This is a genomic window from Pseudomonas sp. RW3S2 (assembly GCF_014268955.1).
Classification (GTDB): domain Bacteria; phylum Pseudomonadota; class Gammaproteobacteria; order Pseudomonadales; family Pseudomonadaceae; genus Aquipseudomonas; species Aquipseudomonas wayambapalatensis.
The window spans coordinates 55,887-74,822 of sequence record NZ_JABWRM010000022.1 but is presented as its reverse complement, the minus strand read 5'-3'; the positions used below and the strand labels follow the sequence as shown (position 1 = coordinate 74,822).

Sequence of the window (18,936 nt, the reverse complement as noted above, 5' to 3'; positions counted from 1 at the left end):
GGCGAAGCCGGTGCCATTCACCGCGGCGTTCTTTTCGCGGGCAAGTCGGGGCGCCGAACCGCCGCTCCCACAGGGATGGATTGCAATCAGTGGCTCAATGATCCACGTGCAACTTGTCGTCCAGGCGGTTGCTCGACGAGCCATTCTTCTGCGGCGTCTCGTCGAAATGCTTCCATTCGGCCTCCTGGAAGCGGAACAGGCTGTCATCCTCCGGCGCCTCGCGGTCGCCATAATGGTGGATCGAATAGTGGGCATACTCGACCTTGTCCGCCCAGTCGCCCTGCAACAACCCATCGGCCGCCAAATCCCGATACCAGTCGTTTTCCTTCTCACTGGCCTTCTGCCGTTTGTTGTGATCGACGAAGTAACCGATGATCCCGCCAATCACCCCCAGCACCACGCCCACCAGGAAGAACGGCCCGGTCAGCGCTGCAGCCGTGCCTGCACCGAACAGGCTGGCAGCGCCGAGGACACCGGCCGAGGCACCGAAGGCGCCGCCGGCGATCTGCAGGCCACCGGAGGCCTTGGCCAGCGGGTCGCCATCCTTGATCGCGTTCTTGATGGTGAAGGCCCCCAGCACGATGTCGGCGAAACCACCGGCGAGGTCGGTGGCCGGGCCCAGTACCTTGATCACCGAACCCGCAATCTTCGCTGCCTTGCCCGGTGGCAGCTTGACCGTGCCGGAGGCCGACACCGCGTCCTCCAGGCGCTGGGTGATGCCGCCATAGGCGTTCTTGGCGGCGTTGGCGTTGCCCGCGCCGTCACCGAGCACATCGGAAAAGTCCCCCAGCTTGCTGCCGGGCAGGGTATCGAGCGCTTCGGCGATCTTGGCCTTGGTGCTCGCCGGCAGCTCGCTGAGCTTGAACTCGAATTTCGGCTCCTGAATACCGCCCTTGCCCCAGATCTCCGGCAGCGTCTTGTCCAGGCCGAGGAAGTCGACCAACCCGCTCTTGCCGACCAGCCCGCCGATGGCATCGCCGACCTTGGCGAAGTGGCTGCCGGCGCCGGCGAAACTGACGAAGTCCTTGGCGATCGACAGACGCTGCTGCCAGGTCTCACCCAGCTTGCCGCCCTGGCCGACCAGTTGATAGATGCCCGAGAACAGGTTCACTCCGGCACCCAGCGTGCCGAGGATGCCCTTGCTGTTGAGGGCGCTGAACACCTCGCCGAGGGTGCCACGGTCGGCAATCGGCACGTAGGGCTTGGACAGCACGGTCTTGAGGTCGGCTTCGCTGATGCTGCCCTTGGCCATGTCGATCTGCGACAGCTCTTCCAGCACCTTGGTGACCACCGAGGATTTCTGCTTGCCCTGCAGCCCCTCTTCGAGAAACTTCTCGATGACTTCCTGGGTGCGGCGCGGCATGTCCAGCAGTGAGCCCTTGAGCACACTCTTGAGCAGGCCGAACAGGTCCTTGGTGGCCAGCTCCTTGTTCTCGTCGGAAATCTTGCTCGGGTCGCCGACCAGGTCATTGAGGTCGCTGGTCAGTCCGTCGGCCTGGATCGACTGGGCCGCCTTGGTGGCCGCCTCCGGATCGAGCAACGACAAGGCCGAGAGCGTATTGTTGAGGTCTTCCTTGGCCTCGTGGTCCTTGCCCTGCTTCTGCAGGTCCTTGAGGTAGGCGATGTAGTCGGGGTTGTTGGTCAGGTCGAGCAGCTTCTGCTTGACCTCGTCCTTGTTGGGGATGCGGTTGAGCGCATCGTCCATCTTCGATTTGTAGTCCTTCTGGATGGTCTCGTCGGCGAACAGGGTGCTGATTTGCTCCTTGAGCTTGCCGCCGTCGATGATGTCGTGCATGTCGGCGGAGGTGAGCGCGGTCTGTTCCTTGTCGAACACCCGCCAGGTGCCGCCGAAGGCGCCGGGCTCTTCCTCGTAGCCGGTGATGCCGCGGCCGTTCTGGTAGGCGGCCTGCGCCTCGAGGGCGCGGACCAGCTTGGCACGCGGGTCGTCCTTGGCGATCGAGCCGTCCTGCACGCCTTTGCGGTAGCTGTCGAGCAGCTCCTTGGTGGCCAACTCGCCCACGGTCAGTTCGGGCGAGGAGGCGTCCTTCTCATCGGCCTTGACCCCGGTCTTGAGATTGAGCGCATCGAGCTCCTCGCGCGGCGGCAGGTTGTACTTGCTGCGGGTCTCATCGACCTCGCCCTTGGTCCAGCCTTCCCATTTGCCGAGCACTTCGTCGTACAGCTGTGGGCTGAGCTCCTTGGAGACGATGAACTTGCCCTCGTCGGTCTCGAAGCGGATCAGGCCATCGCCCAGCTCGTCCGGCGAGCCGAAAGACATGTCTTTGTTCTTGAGAAAATCGTTGGGGCCGGCCAGCTTGTAGCCGTCCTTCTCGCTGTCGTGGATCTTGCCCCAGGTATCGTTGGCGGTCGCCACCTGCTTGAACAGCTCCGGCGCGATGTCGCGCGAGACCACGACCTTGGTGCCGTCGTGGGTTTCGTAGGTGAGGACGTTGTCTTCCTGGCCGGTGGTCCAGCCGAAACCCTTGTAGTCGTTCAGGCCCGGCGCCTGTGTGTTGGCATCGGCCAGCACTGCGCCGTTGTCCAGTGCAGTGCGGATGTCGGCAGCCTTGGCCGGGTCGCTGTAGACCTCATGCAGGCCGGCCAGGTAATCGAACAGCTTGGGGTTGTCGTCGCGGGCGACCACGACTTTCTCGCCATTGTGTTCATAGCGGATAAGGTCCGGGCCCACCTCGTCGCGGGCACCGATGGCCGTACCGTCGAAGGGCGGCCAGACTTCATTGTCGGTGGCGCGCCGGTAGCCGTCGGCTTCGCTGGCCTGCAGGCCCGAGAGGCTGTCGTAGGCACTGCTGGCGGCCTTGAACAGCTCGGGATTGTCGCGTTCGGACACCACGTACTTGCTGCCATCCTGGGTCTCGTAACGGATCACGCCCGGCCCGACTTCCTCGGCGGGGCCCACGGCGCGGAAGTCGCCAAGCGTGCCGGGCACCTGCTGGTCGGCCCCGGCCCATTGGTAGCCATCGGCGATGCTGCGGTTGATGCCCGAAAGTGCCTTGTAGTCCTGCGAGACCTGTTTGAACAGGTCAGGGTTGTCCTGCTCGGCGACTATGTAGGCCTTGCCGTCGGCGGTCTGGTAGCGGATCAGGCCGGGGCCGACTTCGTCAGCGGCACCGATGGCCTTGTAGTCACCAAGGGTGGCGGGGGCCTGGGCGTCCTTGCCGAGCAGTTCGTAGCCGTCCTGCTTGCTCTTGGCGATGGCCTCCAGTGCCGGGCGGGCCTCGACGATCTGTTGGTAGAGCTTGGGGGTGGTGGCCTTGCTGACCAGCACATGGTCGCCTGCGGCCGTCACGTAGCGCACGGTGTCGGCCCCCTGGGCACCGGGCGCTTCGATCGCGGCCAGCTCGCCCAGCGTGGGCATCTGCTCGTCGGGCTTGGCACTGCGGTAGCTGTCGGCGTTGCGCTCGCTGTTGGCGAGCAGCACGCGGAAGGTGGCGGCGGGCTTATGATCGCGTGGCTCTGACAGTTTGGTGTCGGCGCTGCGGGTGAGAGGGCTGGTCGACATGCCGTGAAACTCCTTTCGTCGGGGCAGAAAGGGCGCAAGGCGTGTCAGCGTTGCTGGACGCTCGGCGACCCTCGAGGCGGCTCGACGGTAGCAGAACAGAATGTAAGTAAAGATTTCAGTGCGCGGGAATTCACAACGTTTTACATCCGTGAAACAGGTGTCCTGATCGGTACGGCAGGGCAATAACCCTACCGTTAATCCGATTATTTTTCCTGTGGCAAATGGCCAGCTAGCCTGCAAATCAGCGTCAGGGATAACGCTGAATACTGGGACCATGAAGGGCCCGCATCTTGTGTCGTCCCGACGCTTTATCTGCTGAGGAGACGATAATGAGAAAACGACCGAAACACCTGGCCTGCCTGGGTGCAGGCTTCACCAGCGTACTGGCCGTGGCCGCGGTGGCAGACAGCCCCGTGCTGTCGCCGCAGATTCCCTTCGATGTCACCGTCGTGGTACCGCCCACACCTACCCTTGAAAGCCTGCAGCACGATTTCGACCTGTTGTCGTGGAAGACCTTCGTCGCCCTGAACTGGCCGGCCAAGCCCGATGGCAGTGCCGACACCGATGCGCCGATCGGCAAGCCGAACACAACGACGGTGTGGGAGTCGTGGAAGGAGAGTTACGAGATCTTCCTGCCCAAGGGGCAGAAACCTGTAGGTTGGCACGAGAAAGCCCCGCTTCCCGCGGCCTGTGAGGGCAAGGGCAACCTGCCTGTGCTGCAGCAGATGGGCAAGGTCGCCGGAGTGCTCGATGAGTTCATCCAGCCGTTCAAGACCGGCCCACTGGTCGACCAGAGCGGGCAGTACACGCGCAACGCGATCATGGTCAACCAGCCGATGTTCGACGATATCGTCAACAACGGCCTTTACAGCAAGGAGGGGCAACAGGCGTTCCTCGGCAAGAGCGACAACCGCATCGCCTTTGCCTGCGGTTCGAACGAGGATAAGCGGGTCGGCGCGATCATGGTCAAGTCGGCCTGGAAGGTCCTTGATGCAAGCGACAAGGCCGATGAGTTCCATGCCGTCGATGCCCTGGTCTATACCCCGGGCAATGACGATCCGGACAAAGGGGCGCTCATTCCCGAGTCGTGCAGTGCACAGAAGGTCGGCCTGGTCGGGCTGCACATCGTGCACAAGACCCAGGACGCGCAGCAGTGGGTGTGGTCGACGTTCGAGCACGTGCGCAACGTGCCGGAAAAGACTACGCCTATGAGTGAGCGCAAGGGGCCGTACCTTTTCTATGACGCCAAGGCCGATCGGCCGATCAACGAGCCGCCGGCGCTGCCGTGGGATCCGTCGAAGAAGGCCGTGCCGTCGCAGATCGTGCGCGAGATTCCGATCACTGCCGCCGCCCAGGCGCTCAACCAGCAGTGGCGAGGCGCGCTGGCCGGCACGGTCTGGGCCAACTACCAACTGGTCAGTACGCAATGGCCGACCAAGCCCGCCAAGGATCCGAAGTGCCAGGTACCGGACCCGGTCAACCCCCTGGGCTCTCCGGCGCCAAGCTTCCTGGCCAACGCCACGCTGGAAACCTACAACCAGGGCACCGTGCCGCAGGCGTCTTCGAGCTGCATGGAGTGCCACAACAACGCGACCACCCGGGTGACTGAATCGCCGCGTACCAGCTTCGCGGACTTCACCTTCCTGCTTGAACGTGCCCAATCCACTGGCGCCAAGGAGTGATGCCATGAACGACCAGAACCTGCAGAACTTCATTGAGCTTTCGGCGCTGCTGACGGGCCTGTCCAGCGACCACCTTGCCCCGTCCGACGACCCGGTCAACCTGCCACCGGTGTTTTTCGCCACAGCGCAAAGCGGCATGGGCGCGGCAGCCTTCAGCAATCTGCTGGAGCTGTTTGTCAGCCTCAAGGGCCGGCCCGAGAAAGAGATCGCCGCCGCCATTCTGGACCGCAAGGATTCACCGATCGCCCAGGGCGCGCGTTCGATCATGAAGCTCTGGCTGCTGGGCAGTTGGTACCAGCCCTACGACCTGAAGGACGCGCAGAAAACCAAAGGTGATATCCACGTGGTTTCCGACCAGGCCTACAAGGAAAGCTGGGCGTGGAAGATCGCCCAGGCCCATCCCATGGGCTATAGCCAGTATCACTTCGGCTACTGGGCCGAGCAGCCACCAACCCTCGAGCAATTCACCGGTGTCAAAGCCAAGGAAGGGCAGCAGCCATGAGCCTCGTACAAGCCAAGAACATCGAGCAAGCCGATGTGATCGTCGTGGGCGCCGGCATGGCCGGCAGCGTGATGGCCTACCAGTTGGGCCTGGCCGGGCTCAAGGTACTGGTGCTGGAGTCGGGGCCGGCGATTCCGCCGAACCGCAGCGAGTATCTGGAGCGTTTCTACACCGCGGTGCTCAAGTCGCCCGAATCGCCGTATCCGCCTGAGCAGATGGAGCAGACCCCGGACAAGCAGTTCGCTCCCCGAGCGACCATCAAGGACGTGATCACGGTCGCTAGCAACGACCCGCACAAGGATGAGAAAAGCTATCTGGTACAGAAAGGGCCGCTGCTGTTCGCCAGCACCTACGAGCGGGTCGGTGGCGGCACCATGTGGCACTGGATGGGCACCGCACTGCGCCTGTTGCCCAATGACTTTCGCATGAAGTCGGCCTACAACGTCGGGGTCGATTGGCCGATCAGCTATGCCGACCTGCAGACCGCGTACTGCCGCGCCGAGGAGGAGATGGGCGTGTCTGCCGACGTGGCGGCCCAGTCCTATCTCGGCGTGACCTTCCCCGAGGGCTACCAGTACCGCATGCACGGCATCCCGCCTTCGCTGGTCGACCAGGGCGTGGCCAAGGCAATCGACGGTAAGCTCTATAACGGCATCACGCTGAAGGTGCGCCCGACCCCGGCCGGACGCAACTCGCAGAACGACAACGGGCGGCGGGTCTGTGCCGGTAATACCAGCTGTACGCCGATCTGCCCGATCCAGGCCAAGTACGATGCCACCGTGACCATGGCCAAGGCGCTGGACACCGGCAACGTGCGCATCCTTTACCAGACCGTGGCCAGCAAGGTGCTGGTGACCGACAAGCAAGTCAGTGGCATCGAGTTCATCCAGTACCAGGCCGATGGCAAGCGCAATGATGGCGTGGCCCAGGGCCAGCGTTACGTCATCGCCGCCCATGCCATCGAGACGCCGAAACTGCTGCTCAATTCCAAGAGCAAGGATTGGCCGGATGGGGTTGCCAACAGCAGCAAGCAGCTTGGCTGTGGCTTGTCGGACCATCCGGTGTACCTGGCCTGGGGCCTGATGCCCGAGGGTAAACCGCTGTTCCCGTTCCGTGGCCCGCTGTCGACTTCAGGCATCGAGGAAATGCGTGACGGCGACTTTCGCAGGAAACATGCGGCCTGGCGTATCGAGATCGGCAACGAGGGCTGGAACTGGTCGCAGGAGGATCCGTACAAGGCCGTTTGCGACTACATCGACGGGACCAACGAGGGCGGGACCAACCCCAAGAAGTCGGCACTGTCTGGCCAGGCACTGGTGCAGCAGCTCAACAGCGTGCTGACTCGCCAGTTCCGCCTGGGCTTTCTGGTCGAGCAGTTGGAAAAAGACCCGGACAAGGCGCTGTGTCGAGTGAAGGTCAGCGATACCCTCACCGATGGCCTCGGGCTGGCTAGACCGGAGATCGAATATGATTTCTCCGACTACACCAAGGAAGGGTTCAGGCAGGCGCGTTTGGCCGCGACGCACATCATCACTGAGCTGATGGGCGCCAGCGAGTTGACCGACTTCCACCCCAAAAAGGAACCTGGACCGCAAACGGTGTTCGACCATGGCAACGAACGCTATGCGTTCTACGGCGCCGGGCACCTGATGGGCACCTACCGCATGGGTAGCGACCCGGGCAAATCGGTGGTCGACAAGCAGCAGCGCAGTTGGGACCACAAGAACCTGTTCCTGGTCGGCGACGGTGTGTTCCCCACCACCGGTACCGCCAACCCCACCCTGACCATCACTGCGCTGACCTTCCAGGCCGCCGATGTGGTGGCCAGCGACCTGCTTGCGCGCACCGTGCAGGTACAGGCCAACCAGGCCTGGCAGGGGACCGGTGTGCAGGTCAATGGTCACAGTTGGCAGTTGGCGGTGTGCAAGGGCGGGCAGTGGACAGCCAACCCGGCTACCGGGTTCGTGGGCGCCAGTGGTCATGCGGGTTTGATCGCCAAACCTGGCTATACCTTGCCCGGGCAGAACGAAGGTGCGCTGATCGGCCGTATCGGCAGTAACGGCACGCCGTTCCTGATAGGGGACAAGGTGCAGTTGCCGCGTGGCCAGAAGGGCGAGTTGCAGCTGTGCATCAATGACGATCTGGAGGGGCGTTACGGGGTTGGTCTGCGCGACAACCTGGGCAGCTTGAGCGTCGAGCTTAGCTTCGGATCCTTGTAGTCCGCGATGGCAGGAAGGGCACCGGCGTGGCCGGTGCCCTCCGATCACGCTTCTTCGAAATGCATCTCCGGCGGCTGCTTGCTGAACCCACCCGTCAGCACTGCCAGGTACAGGATTCCCGCCGCCAGCCAGGCCAGGCCCAGGTAGATCGCCAGGTGATCCAGGCTCACCATCAGCCACAGGTCTGCCGCCAGGCCGATCAGCGGGAACACCAGGAACAGCAGCACCGCGCGTGGCCCGCGTTCGCCACGGCCGATCCAGTAGTGGAACACCACCGACAGGTTGACCAGGCTGAAGGCCAGGAAGGCGCCGAAGTTGATGAACGAGGTGGAGGTGGTGACATCCATGTGCAACGCCAGCAGCGCCACCACGCCGCACAGCACGATGCTGCCGACCGGGGTGCCGAAGCGCTCGCTCAGGCGCCCGAAGAATGCCTTGGGCAGTACACCGTCACGCCCCATGGCGAACAGCAAGCGCGAGGCGCTGGCTTGGGCGGACAGCCCCGAGGTGAACTGGCCGACGATCAAACCGACCAGGAACAGGCTGACGAACAGGTCGCCACCGATGTTGCGGGCGATCTCGTAGGCCGCCGAGTCGGCGTTTTCGAACTGGGTGGAGGGGTGGGCAAGCTGCACGAAGTAGCTGGCGGCGATGAACAGGAATCCACCGATCAGGGTAATCAGCAGGATCGCCCGCGGGATGTTCTTGCGCGGCTCGTGGGTTTCCTCGGTCAGGGTGCTCACCGCATCGAAGCCCAGGAACGAATAGCAGGCAATCGCTGCACCGCTCATGATCAGCGGCAACTGCACGCCTTCCTTGAAGAACGGCTCCAGCGACCACAGCGGTTTGCTCGCGTCCCCCAGCACATAGTGGATCGCCAGCACCACGAAGGCCGCCAGAACGAGGAACTGCACCAGCATCAGCGCGCCGTTGATGTTCTTCGCCAGGCGCAGGCCGACCACGTTGATCGCCGTGGTCACGCCGATGAACGCCAGCACCCAGACGGCTTGCGGCACGGCGGGGAAGGCCGAGTGCAGGTAGGCCGCGCCGATCAGCCAGATGGCCATGGGCAGGAACAGGTAGTCGAGCAGCACACCCCAGCCGGCCAGGAAACCCAGTTTCGGGCTGATCGACTTGCGCACATAGGTGTAGGCCGAGCCCGCCACCGGGAAGGCGGCGGCCATGCGCCCGTAGCTCAGGGCGGTGAACAGCATGGCGACGGAGGCGGCGAGGTACGCCGAGGGCACCACGCCGCCGGTGGTGTCGGCGAGGATGCCGAAGGTCCCGAGGACGATGATCGGGGTCATGTAGGCGATGCCAAACAGCACCACCGCACTGAGCGAAAGGGTTCGCTTGAGTCGGGCCATTACTGCTTACTCCAGATTATGTTTGTTATGCAGAGTTCGAATGTGCGAGCAATCGTCTTGCACCAGACCCAAGGCTGGCGCCGATACCTGTGTGGGAACAGGAGCTGATTGCCGGCACAGGACCTGGTGTTCAGGCCCCGATCACCAGCTCGCGCAGGCCGTTATCGTGCTCGCGCACTTCGCCCGGCAGGACGAAGCGTCGCTCGGCCAGATAGCTGTAGTCGCGACGGGCAACATCCAGTTGCGCCAGGTCCAGTTCCAGCCCGATGCGGCACTCCTCGCGCCCGGCTTCGCAGAGCAACTGCCCGTATGGGTCGACCACCGCGCTGCCGCCGGCGAACACCAGGGCGCCATCCCCCTCGCCGACGCGGTTGACCATCACTGCAAACGCCTGGTTTTCCATGGCGCGGCCACTGATCGCGGTACGGTGGGTCGGCCCATAGGGGTCCATGTTGCCGTTGGTCACCAGGATCAGCTCGACGCCCAGTTGGCCGAGGGCGCGGGCGCTTTCGGGGAACTCGATGTCGAAGCAGATCAGCAAGCCCACCCGCACCCCCTTGAACAGCGCAGTGGCGTAGCGGTCGCCCGGGGTGAAGATGCCGCGGTCCGACGCCCACAGGTGGGTCTTGCGGTACTTCAGGGCGATGCCTTCAGCGGTGATCAGCAGGGTGGTGTTGTAGAAGCGGCCGTCGTCTCCCGCTTCGGCCATGCCGACCACCACGCCGACGTCACGTTCGCGCGCTGCCTGTTGCACGGCGCGCACGCTGGGGCCGTCGAGGGGCTCGGCGAGGGTTGCGATGTTGTCCTCGCTGGGGAACCCCATCAGCTGGGTTTCAGGGAAGACCACCAGGTCGGTGCCGGCAGGGCAGGCGTGGATCGCCTCCAGGGTGCGGCTCAGGTTGTAGGCGGTGTCACCGTCGCGGCCCACCAGTTGCACGAGTTCGACCTTCATTGCTGTTCTCATAGACCCAATCTTTTATTGAAATGCCCGAGCCATGGCGGTGACATGACCGCCCGGTGAAAAACGGTCAGAATGCGCATCGGACCGAGGCAAGGCTTGCCCGAGTATGCGTCGGCCACCGTATCGGGGGTAATTACGCCCACGTGGTAACCCAACAGGGGTAGAGGCATGAACCTTACGCTGCAGGACCTGGCCTGGCACCGCTCGGTCGGTCACCTGGTCGAGACACTCGACAAGCCCGGCTTCTGGCTCGCCCTGGTGCGCCTGCTCGATCAGTATGTGCCGTTCGACAGCTGGGTGGCCTTGCTCTTCAGCAATGGTAGACCGCAAGTGTTCGCCGAGTGTCCTGGCGAGGACGGCGGGCCCGACCCGCTGTTCCAGGACTACCTCAAGGGCCTGTACCTGCTCGATCCGTTCTACATCGCCAGCCGCGAGGCGCCGGGCAGCGGCCTGTTCCAATTGGCGGACGTGGCGCCGGAGTGCTTCGAGCAGACCGACTACTACCAGCGCTACTTTCGCCTGAACGTGGTCGCCGACGAGGTGCAGTTCAATGTGCAGCTGGAGAAGGAGCGCACCTTGTGCCTGTCGTTGGGGACCAAGGGGCGTTTCAGCGCCGAGCAGATCACCCTGCTCGACTTGCTGCGCCCCTGGGTGGCCGGGCTGATGCGCCAGCGCATGACGTTCGAGCGCGAATTGCTGGAGCAGGCCACGCCACCGGCGCCACGCTGGCAGAGCCGCCTGGAGGAAACCGTCGAGGCGCTGCAGACACCCCTGACTGCACGGGAACTGGAAGTGGGGCGCTTGATGCTCAGTGGTTGTTCGAGCAAGGAGATCGCGCGCAAGCTGGCGATATCCGCCGAGACCGTGAAAGTGCACCGCAAGCACATGTACAGCAAATTGGGGATCAAGTCACAGTCCGAGTTGTTTTCGCTGTTTCTACAGGCGCAAAGTTGATTGAGTTCACAGAAGTGATTATTTATCCGTTCATCCTGCCGCCTTGTAATATTTGCCCTGTCATGCCTCCTGAGTGACTAAGTTTGTTCGATAGCTGAACTTGACTGCCGGCTGTTTCGACCAGAAATACAGCGCATTTTACCCCATCCGAGACATTTAAAGGTATTCGGCTTTTCAGCTGAAGGCCTTGCTGTGCCTGGCTTGTAGCCTGTGTAAAGGTGCTATCTGGTGGTTTGTATCAAGAGTTTTCCCAACCTTTCACAACGTTTCACAGCAGTGGCGAATATTCATTGCCTAACATGGGCCCCGTGTTAGAGAGCGACTGCCAGACTTCCCCTCAGGCGCTGTCTTGCACGGACTTCTACCCGCCTCAAAGCGGCTTCTTATGAATCCCTATCCTGAAGGAGTATCACCATGAGCAACGTACCTCCAGCAAGCAGCGGTGGCGGCGCAGACGCAGCAATCGCCAAGATGGAAGCCACTTTCAACATGGCTATCGAGAAGTCGGCCAAGATCACCGAGCTGACCACGGCAAAGAAGGCTGAGCTCGACGCCACCAAACAGCGTCCGCAGAACTGACGTTGTGCCCTGCGGGCGGAGGTTGCTCCGCCCGCATGTCTTGCAACGACGCATTTTTCGGCAAGGGCCTGAATGGCCGTTGTCCGTGTTATTCACGGTGGTGCCCCGCCCATGACAGCCCTTACTGCTCTGGCCGCCGTCACCGGTGGCGCGACAGCCTCCAAGCCGGTCCTCAGCGTCACCCAGGGTCTGCACCAGGGTGGCCGGATCAGTCTGGACGGCACCCAGTACACCTTCGGCAGCACACCTGATGCCGACTTCATTCTCAATGACCCGGGCGTCGAGCCCCGCCACCTGGTATTGCGCCTGGCTGACGGCAAGGTCGCGGTCGAGGCCGTGGGCGGCGAAGTGCGGGTCGAAGACCAGCAGGGACGGGCGATCATCGTTCCGCTGGGCAGCGGTTATCGCGCTCAGTTGCCGCTGCGTATCGCCTTGGGTGAGGCGCGGTTGAGCCTGGAGCACGAACAGCTCGCGCGCGCCGCTGCCGCGATCGCACAGCCCCAGAACGCCTCGGCATTCACCCGTACCCACGTTGCGCTGGCGCTGGGCCTGATGCTGATCTGCGCCTTCGCCTACGCCGTGCGTGGCGAGCCACCCAAACCCCTGGCCGCCAGCGTGATGCCTGCGCCGCGTGCACCGCAGCTGCCTTCGCTGGCGCAGGCCCATCAATGGCTGGGGCAGCAGCTGCAGGTCAACGGCCTGGAAGGCGTACGGCTCAGCGAAGCAGGCGGGCAACTGCTGGCCGAGGGGCGCCTGGACCTGACGCAGAAGGCGCGCTGGCTCGCCGTACGCCAGGACTACGACCAGCGCTACGGCCAGCAGGTGATGCTGCACAGCACGGTCACCGCCCAGGCCGATGTCGCCCGTCCACGGGTGCGCTTCCAGGCGGTGTGGTTCGGCAACAACCCCTATGTGATCAGCGAAAGCGGCAAGCGCCTCTATCCCGGCGCGGCCTTGGCCGACGGCTGGATGCTGGAACGTATCGACAGCGACCAGGTGATCCTGGCCAGGGGTGAAGAACGCTTCACCCTGACCCTATAGGACCGAGCATGAGGATCGAACCGCGGCCATTGTTGCCGTCTTCCACCGAAAAGACCCCCTCCGTCGAGGCCGTGCGCCCGCTGCAGGCGCGCCCCAATGCTCGCTTCGATGCGTTGCTGGGCAAGCGTGAAGTGGCTGGTCGCCGCTCGCTGCGCGCAGAGCTCGAGCAAGCGTGCGCCGGCGAGGAGATCAACCCGGACCTGTTCAGCGGCACCCGTGCGCTGGACCTGCTGCAGTACCTGCTGGACGAAGTCATGCCGTCGCTGGATGCCGAACCGGAGATCCGCGATCTGGCCGAAGACCTGCTTCGTGAAGAGATACACCTGCGCCAGTCCCTGGAGCAGCAACGCGCCGAGGTGCAGGAACCATGATGTCCCGCGAACGACACGACAGCATCGAGCTACTCAAGGGCCTGGGCGACCTCTACCGCCGCAGCGGTCAGCCCCAGCGCGCGCTGGTGATGCTGTTGATCGCCGCGCAGATGGCCCCGCAGGACGGCACGCTGCTGCGCTACCTGGCCATGGCCTTCACCGACAGCGGCAACGCCAGTCGTGCCCTGAACGCGCTCGACCGCCTCACCGAGCAGGAAGGCGAATCACCCGGCCTGTTGCTGCTGCGCAGCCATGCCCTGTGGCGCGGCGGGCGCAAGGACGAAGCGCGCCAGTGCTTCAAGCGCTACCTCAGTGCACGCAGGGCCGCCCGATGAGCCCGCTCGATCGCCTCAACGGCCTGGCGCGTGCGGCCTCCCAGCGCACCGACGTGATCATCGTGTCGTTCATGCTGATGGCCATCGCGATGATGATCATCCCGCTGCCGACCTATCTGGTCGACGGCCTGATCGGCCTGAACATCGCCCTGAGCATGCTGATCCTGATCGTCGCTTTCTATATCAACCACTCGGTGGAGTTCTCGGCGCTGCCGCCGCTGATCCTGCTGAGCACCCTGTTCCGCCTGTCGCTGTCGATCACCACCACGCGGCTGATCCTGCTGCACGGCGATGCCGGCCATATCGTCCAGGCGTTCGGTGACTTCGTCATCGCCGGCCAGGTGGTGGTCGGCCTGGTGGTGTTCCTGATCATCACCGTGGCGCAGTTCGTGGTCATCACCAAGGGTGCCGAGCGGGTTGCCGAGGTGGCCGCGCGCTTCACCCTCGATGCCATGCCCGGCAAGCAGATGAGCATTGACAACGACCTGCGCAACGGCGACATCGACCAGGCCGAAGCCCGTCGCCGTCGTTCGCGCCTGGAGCGTGAAAGCCAGATGTTCGGCGCCATGGACGGTGCGATGAAGTTCGTCAAGGGCGACGCCATCGCCGGCCTGGTGATCCTCGCGGTGAACCTGCTGGGCGGCATGCTGATCGGCATGGTCGAGCGCGACATGCCGTTCGGCACCGCAGTGCACACCTATTCGCTGCTGACCGTCGGTGACGGCCTGATCGCACAGATTCCGGCGCTGCTGATTTCGGTGGCGGCCGGCACCGTGGTGACCCGCGTCAACAGCGACGGTGCCAGCGGTGACCTGGGGACGGAGATCATTCGCCAGTTGGGCGCCAGCCATCGTGCCTTGTTTCTCACTGCATTGATCCTGCTGGGCATCGGCCTGCTGCCGGGCTTCCCGGCGGCGGTGTTCTTCGTGCTTGCCGCAGTGCTGGGTGGCTCGGCGTTCTACCTCAAGCGTCGCCAGGCGATCGAGCAGGCTGAGCCTGTGCAAACACCGGAGGCCGAGGACGAACCCCAGATGCCGACGGTGGAGGCCAGCGTGTCGGCGAGCAAGCCGCTCGACTGCCGTATCCTCCTGGTCATGGGGCCGGGCCTTGCGACCAGTGCGCCGGAGCAGCCGCTACGCCAGCGCTTCGAGGCGCTGTGCCACGAGATCCGTGGCGAGCTCGGCATCGATGTGCCCCTGGCCGCCGTGCATGTGGACGCCAAGAGCGCCGCCCAGCGCTTCGTCATCGAACTTGAAGGCGTGCCGGTGAGCGAAGGTGAACTGCCTGCCGATTGCCTGCTGCTCAGGGACGACCCAGTCAATGTGCAGTTGCTCGACATCCCGATGATCGAAGCCGACTCGCCCCTGGCCGCGCGCAGCGCCCACTGGATCGCTCGTGAGTACCAGGAGCGTCTGGAACAGGCGGGCGTCGGTTTCATGCTCCCCGAGGAAGTCCTGCGGGCGACGGTCGAGCGCACCCTGCGCCGCTACGCGGCAGATTTCCTCGGCATTCAGGAGACCCGTGCGCTGCTGGAAAGCATCGAGGGCAGCTATGGCGAGCTGATCAAGGAAGTGCTGCGCAACCTGTCGTTGCAGCGTATGGCCGAAGCCCTGCGCTACCTGGTTGCAGAGGGTGTGTCGATCCGCAACCAGCGCGCCTTGCTTGAGGCCATGGTCGATTGGGGAGGCCGCGATGCCGACGCCGCGCACCTGGCCGAACACCTGCGCGCAGCGCTGGCCCGACAGATCAGCCACCAATATGCCGACCGCAACCGGGTGATCAGCGCCCTGGTGCTGGCGCCGGTGCTGGAGCAGCAGTTGCGCACTGGGATACGGCGTCAGGACGGTAGTCGCGAGGCGATTCCCGAGCAGGTCAGCCGCGCCTTGATGCTGCAACTGCGCCAGGCCTGCGAGCGCCTGCCCGAAGACCGCACCAGTGTGCTGCTGGTACACCCGGAATTGCGCCGCTATCTGCGCCGCCTGGTGCTGCGTGGAGACCTGGAGCTGGCTGTGCTGTCGTTCCGCGAGTTGGCCGGTGAATACAACCTGCAGGCCGTGGGCACTCTCGAACTTGGCGACACCTCTCAACGCCGCTCCACCAGCGGTGCCTCGGTCACTTCTCTGGCGAGTGCTTCATGATCGGTTCATCACGCATTGGCGCTGTGCTTCATTACCGGCTGTGGCTCGGCCTGGTCGGGTTGCTGCTGTCCTTCCTGGCCACTGCCGATGAGATCGCGGCCGGCAGCCATGGCCGCCTGGACCTGGCATCGGGCGAGGGCAGGGTGCTGCATTTCAAAGCGCCGGTGGCGTCGGTGCTGGTCGCCGAGCCGGGAATCGCCGACCTGCAAGTGGTGTCCGACGGGGTGATCTACGTGTTCGGCAAGGCGCCGGGGCAGACCAGCCTGATTGCTCTTGACGACGCGGGCAAGCAATTGGCGGCCTTGAGCCTGTCGGTGAACAACGCCACCCAGAGCGTCAGCCGTCCGCTGCAGGACCTGCATCCGGCCAGCGGCGCGCAGGTCAGCGCCGTGGGTAATCAGCTGGTGGCCAAGGGTTTGGTCAGGGATGTCGGCGAAGCCAGTGACCTCAATGCACTGCTCGACAACCAGAGCCCGGTGCCAGCGGTCAACGCCGCGACCTATGCCGGTTCTGCCCAGGTCAACATCCGCGTGCGCTTTGCCGAAGTCTCGCGTTCCGAGCTGCTGCGCTACGGGGTGAGCTGGAACGCACTGTTCAACAACGGCACCTTTTCCTTTGGCTTGATCACCGGTGGTCGCCTTGCCGCCGACGCCGCCAGCGGTGCATCGAACGTCATCAGCGCCGGCCTCAGTTCGGGCAACGTCAACATCGACTCGATACTTGAAGCCCTGCAGAGCAATGGCGTGCTGCAGATCCTCGCCGAGCCGAACATCACCGCCATGACCGGGCAGACCGCAAGCTTCCTGGCGGGCGGCGAAATCCCCGTGCCGGTGCCGGTCAACCGTGACCTGGTGGGCATCGAGTACAAGCCTTTCGGTGTGTCGCTGCTGTTCAGCCCGACGCTGTTGCCCAACGGCCATATCGCCCTGCAGGTGCGCCCCGAGGTCAGCAGCCTGATGGGCTCGGACACCACCGACGTCAACGGCTACCGGGTGCCGTCGTTCCGCGTGCGGCGTGCCGATACCCGGGTCGAGGTCGGCAGCGGCCAGACCTTTGCCATTGCAGGCCTGTTCCAGCGCGAAAGCAGCCAGGACATGGACAAGGTGCCGATGCTCGGCGACATGCCGATCCTGGGCAACCTGTTCCGCTCCAAGCGCTTCCAGCGCAACGAGACGGAGCTGGTGATCCTGATCACCCCGTACCTGGTCCAGCCGACCCGCGAGCGCGACCTGGCCACCCCCCTCGATGCCCTGCCGGGCCCTGCGACCGCTTCGGCGGGGCCACGCAGTGGCGGCAAGTTCGGCTTCTACATGAACTGACTTTGGGGGTGACCATGAAATCGATTTTTTCCAAGCCGATGATCAGCGCCCCCGCCGGGCTCTGCTGGCTGTTGCCATTGGCACTGCTGGCTGGCTGCCAGACACACCTGGAGCCGGTCTCCTACTCCCCTGATTTCCAGCACAAGACACTGGCCAACGGCAGCACCGAGATCCTGCCGGTGGAATGCCTGAAACCGGCGAGCAAGGATGATTTCGGCCTCGAAGAGGACTTCGTGCCGCTGCTGCCGCCGGGCTGCGCCAACAACCTCACGCTGATGCGCATGGTCGAGCAGCCGGACGACCTGGCCCAGGGTCGGCCGACCGGCCCGACCATGGCGGCGCCCGTGGGACGCGCCGCGCAGGTCTATATCGAAGGTTACGATCGCGCCGAGCTGCGTCGACGCCAGGATGAACAGCAAGCGCGCGCCGATCGCCAGGAGAAGCAATGAAACGCGCGCATGTGCAGATGCTAGCGACCGTCCACCAGGCCCAGCTCGCGGGCCTGGGCCTGGGCATCCGGGATCGCCTTGATGCGCCGGGCTTCGTTGAGCAGCGTCTGGCGTTCGCTGGCGGAGAGATCGTCCAGGGGCAGGCCGGCGACGTCCTGCTCGCGACCGGCCAGTACGGTGACCAACAGTTCGTTGCGCTGGTGCCGGGGCAGGGCACGGGGCGACTGGCCGACCACGCGCACGGTGTCCAGGGCCCGTTGCGCCTGACCGCCCAGGGCGTAGGCCAGGGCCAGGTTGCAGCGGGTGTCGAGGTCGTTCGGTGCCAGCGCCACGCTCTTGGCGAATGCACCTTGGGCGGCAACGGCCTGGCCGCGCAGGATCTGCGCGATGCCCAGACGGTTCCAGGCATCGGCGCGGTTGCCACGTTCGGCCGCCTGGCTCAGGGACGTGACCGCACGCTCCAGCTTGCCCTGGCGCAGTTGGGCGCTGCCCAGCCCCAGCAGGGCGTCGAGGTTGTCCGGCTGCAGTTCAAGCGCCTGCTGGTAGGCCCGCTCGGCCGCGCGCGCATCGCCCGCGGCCAGCGTGGTGTCGCCCAGCTTCTGCCAGGCTTCGGGATGGCGCCCAGGTTGCTGCGCGGCATTCTGGTAGAGCGCAGCAGCCGAGGCGGTATCGCCGCGCTGCTGCAGATCGCCCGCCAGGTGCATGAGGCGATCGTAGCCATCGTCGGCACTGTGTGGCTGGCTGGTGCAGGCACCGAGCAAGGTGCTGGCGATCAGAAGCAGGGTGGACGGCAAACGCTTGGGCATGGAAAGGACTCGACCGGGCGACTGAGTGGCCATTCTAGCGACTTGATGTGTGAATTCGACTGCGCTTCATACGATTTCACACCTGTGACCTCTGCCAAAGAGGTGATTGCACATGCGTAACTCGCTCTGGCTCATCGGTTTGTTGCTGGTCGTGCTGTCGTTGCCTGCGCGCAGCGATGAAGGCAAGGGTGACCCCGCCTGGTTCGCCCAACCCTATGCCTACGCCCTGGTCGACCAGGACCTGCGCGGCGCCCTGAGCGAGTTCGGGCAGAACCTGGAGCAGGTCGTGGTGGTGTCCGACAAGGTCCGCGGCAAGGCTCGCAGCCCACTGCGCAGCAGCACTGCCGGCGAATTCCTCACCCAGCTGTGCGACAGCAACGCGCTGGGTTGGTACTACGACGGCAACGTGCTCTACATCAATAGCAACGATGAAGTGGCCACGCGCTTGTTCCGTCGCCAGCCCGGGTTGGACCTGGAGCAGTTGCGCGACTACCTGCAAAGCCTCGATGTGTACGGCCGCCAGTTGTCGCAACGCCCTGGCGCCGACCGCGACGAGCTGCTGGTGTCCGGACCGCCCGCCTACCTGAACATGATCCAGCAGCACCTCGACAACCGACCCCAACCCGTCGCGACGTCCGCAGCCTCCCGGGGTATCCGGGTGTTCCGCGGCGCCAGCGTCAGCGATCACTGAAA

The 18,936-nt window shown here is 64.3% G+C and carries 16 protein-coding genes; 12 read left to right on the top strand and 4 right to left on the bottom strand.

The window, feature by feature from the left end; all coding sequences use genetic code 11:
• Positions 1-94: 94 nt before the first annotated feature.
• A complete protein-coding gene (locus HU748_RS23650) occupies positions 95-3,376 on the bottom strand; it encodes a hypothetical protein (RefSeq protein WP_238343448.1) in 3,282 nt (1,093 codons plus the stop codon).
• Positions 3,377-3,849: 473 nt separating this feature from the next.
• Here HU748_RS23650 and HU748_RS23645 point away from each other — a divergent pair, with 473 nt between their 5' ends.
• Genes HU748_RS23645 through HU748_RS23635 form a run of 3 tightly spaced genes read left to right on the top strand, consistent with a single transcriptional unit; the run spans position 3,850 to position 7,923 of the window.
• Positions 3,850-5,202, top strand: a complete 1,353-nt coding sequence (locus HU748_RS23645; RefSeq protein ID WP_186666949.1) for a cytochrome C — start codon at positions 3,850-3,852, stop codon at positions 5,200-5,202.
• A 4-nt stretch (positions 5,203-5,206) separates the two neighbouring features.
• A complete protein-coding gene (locus HU748_RS23640) occupies positions 5,207-5,704 on the top strand; it encodes a sorbitol dehydrogenase (RefSeq protein ID WP_186666948.1) in 498 nt (165 codons plus the stop codon).
• Positions 5,701-7,923, top strand: a complete 2,223-nt coding sequence (locus HU748_RS23635; RefSeq protein ID WP_186666947.1) for a GMC family oxidoreductase — start codon at positions 5,701-5,703, stop codon at positions 7,921-7,923. The genes HU748_RS23640 and HU748_RS23635 overlap by 4 nt, the downstream gene beginning before the upstream one ends.
• 44 nt (positions 7,924-7,967) lie before the next feature.
• On the opposite strand, the gene HU748_RS23630 is transcribed toward HU748_RS23635, so the two are convergent.
• Positions 7,968-9,290: an APC family permease gene (locus tag HU748_RS23630; RefSeq protein ID WP_186666946.1), complete on the bottom strand. Its 1,323-nt coding sequence runs from the start codon at positions 9,288-9,290 to the stop codon at positions 7,968-7,970.
• Between the two features lie 130 nt (positions 9,291-9,420).
• Positions 9,421-10,242 (bottom strand): carbon-nitrogen hydrolase family protein, encoded by an 822-nt coding sequence (locus HU748_RS23625; RefSeq protein ID WP_186666945.1) that lies wholly within the window; start codon positions 10,240-10,242, stop codon positions 9,421-9,423.
• Positions 10,243-10,419: 177 nt separating this feature from the next.
• On the opposite strand from HU748_RS23625, the gene HU748_RS23620 reads away from it, so the two are divergent.
• The 8 genes from HU748_RS23620 (at position 10,420) to HU748_RS23585 (ending at position 17,437) form a co-directional block, all read left to right on the top strand.
• Positions 10,420-11,205, top strand: coding sequence for a helix-turn-helix transcriptional regulator (locus tag HU748_RS23620; RefSeq protein ID WP_054892881.1), 786 nt, complete (start codon positions 10,420-10,422; stop codon positions 11,203-11,205).
• A 414-nt stretch (positions 11,206-11,619) separates the two neighbouring features.
• Positions 11,620-11,784 (top strand): hypothetical protein, encoded by a 165-nt coding sequence (locus HU748_RS23615; RefSeq protein ID WP_186666944.1) that lies wholly within the window; start codon positions 11,620-11,622, stop codon positions 11,782-11,784.
• A 111-nt stretch (positions 11,785-11,895) separates the two neighbouring features.
• Positions 11,896-12,825 (top strand): FHA domain-containing protein, encoded by a 930-nt coding sequence (locus HU748_RS23610; protein ID WP_186708433.1) that lies wholly within the window; start codon positions 11,896-11,898, stop codon positions 12,823-12,825.
• Between the two features lie 8 nt (positions 12,826-12,833).
• Positions 12,834-13,196, top strand: coding sequence for a hypothetical protein (locus HU748_RS23605; protein WP_186708430.1), 363 nt, complete (start codon positions 12,834-12,836; stop codon positions 13,194-13,196).
• Positions 13,193-13,531, top strand: coding sequence for a tetratricopeptide repeat protein (locus tag HU748_RS23600; RefSeq protein WP_054892878.1), 339 nt, complete (start codon positions 13,193-13,195; stop codon positions 13,529-13,531). The genes HU748_RS23605 and HU748_RS23600 overlap by 4 nt, the downstream gene beginning before the upstream one ends.
• Entirely contained in the window at positions 13,528-15,669 is a 2,142-nt protein-coding gene (sctV, locus tag HU748_RS23595; RefSeq protein WP_186722167.1) for a type III secretion system export apparatus subunit SctV, read from the top strand. Before HU748_RS23600 ends, sctV begins: the two co-directional genes overlap by 4 nt.
• Entirely contained in the window at positions 15,666-16,988 is a 1,323-nt protein-coding gene (locus tag HU748_RS23590; RefSeq protein WP_186722165.1) for a type II and III secretion system protein family protein, read from the top strand. Before sctV ends, HU748_RS23590 begins: the two co-directional genes overlap by 4 nt.
• Positions 16,989-17,002: 14 nt before the next feature.
• Positions 17,003-17,437, top strand: a complete 435-nt coding sequence (locus HU748_RS23585; protein ID WP_238343444.1) for a hypothetical protein — start codon at positions 17,003-17,005, stop codon at positions 17,435-17,437.
• Positions 17,438-17,457: 20 nt separating this feature from the next.
• Here the strand turns inward: HU748_RS23585 and HU748_RS23580 are convergent, their stop codons facing one another.
• Positions 17,458-18,243, bottom strand: coding sequence for a tetratricopeptide repeat protein (locus HU748_RS23580; RefSeq protein WP_186666939.1), 786 nt, complete (start codon positions 18,241-18,243; stop codon positions 17,458-17,460).
• A 112-nt stretch (positions 18,244-18,355) separates the two neighbouring features.
• Between HU748_RS23580 and HU748_RS23575 the strand changes: the two genes are divergently transcribed.
• Complete coding sequence (locus tag HU748_RS23575) at positions 18,356-18,934, top strand: type III secretion protein (RefSeq protein WP_186666938.1); 579 nt, start codon at positions 18,356-18,358, stop codon at positions 18,932-18,934.
• The last annotated feature ends 2 nt before the right edge of the window (positions 18,935-18,936 follow it).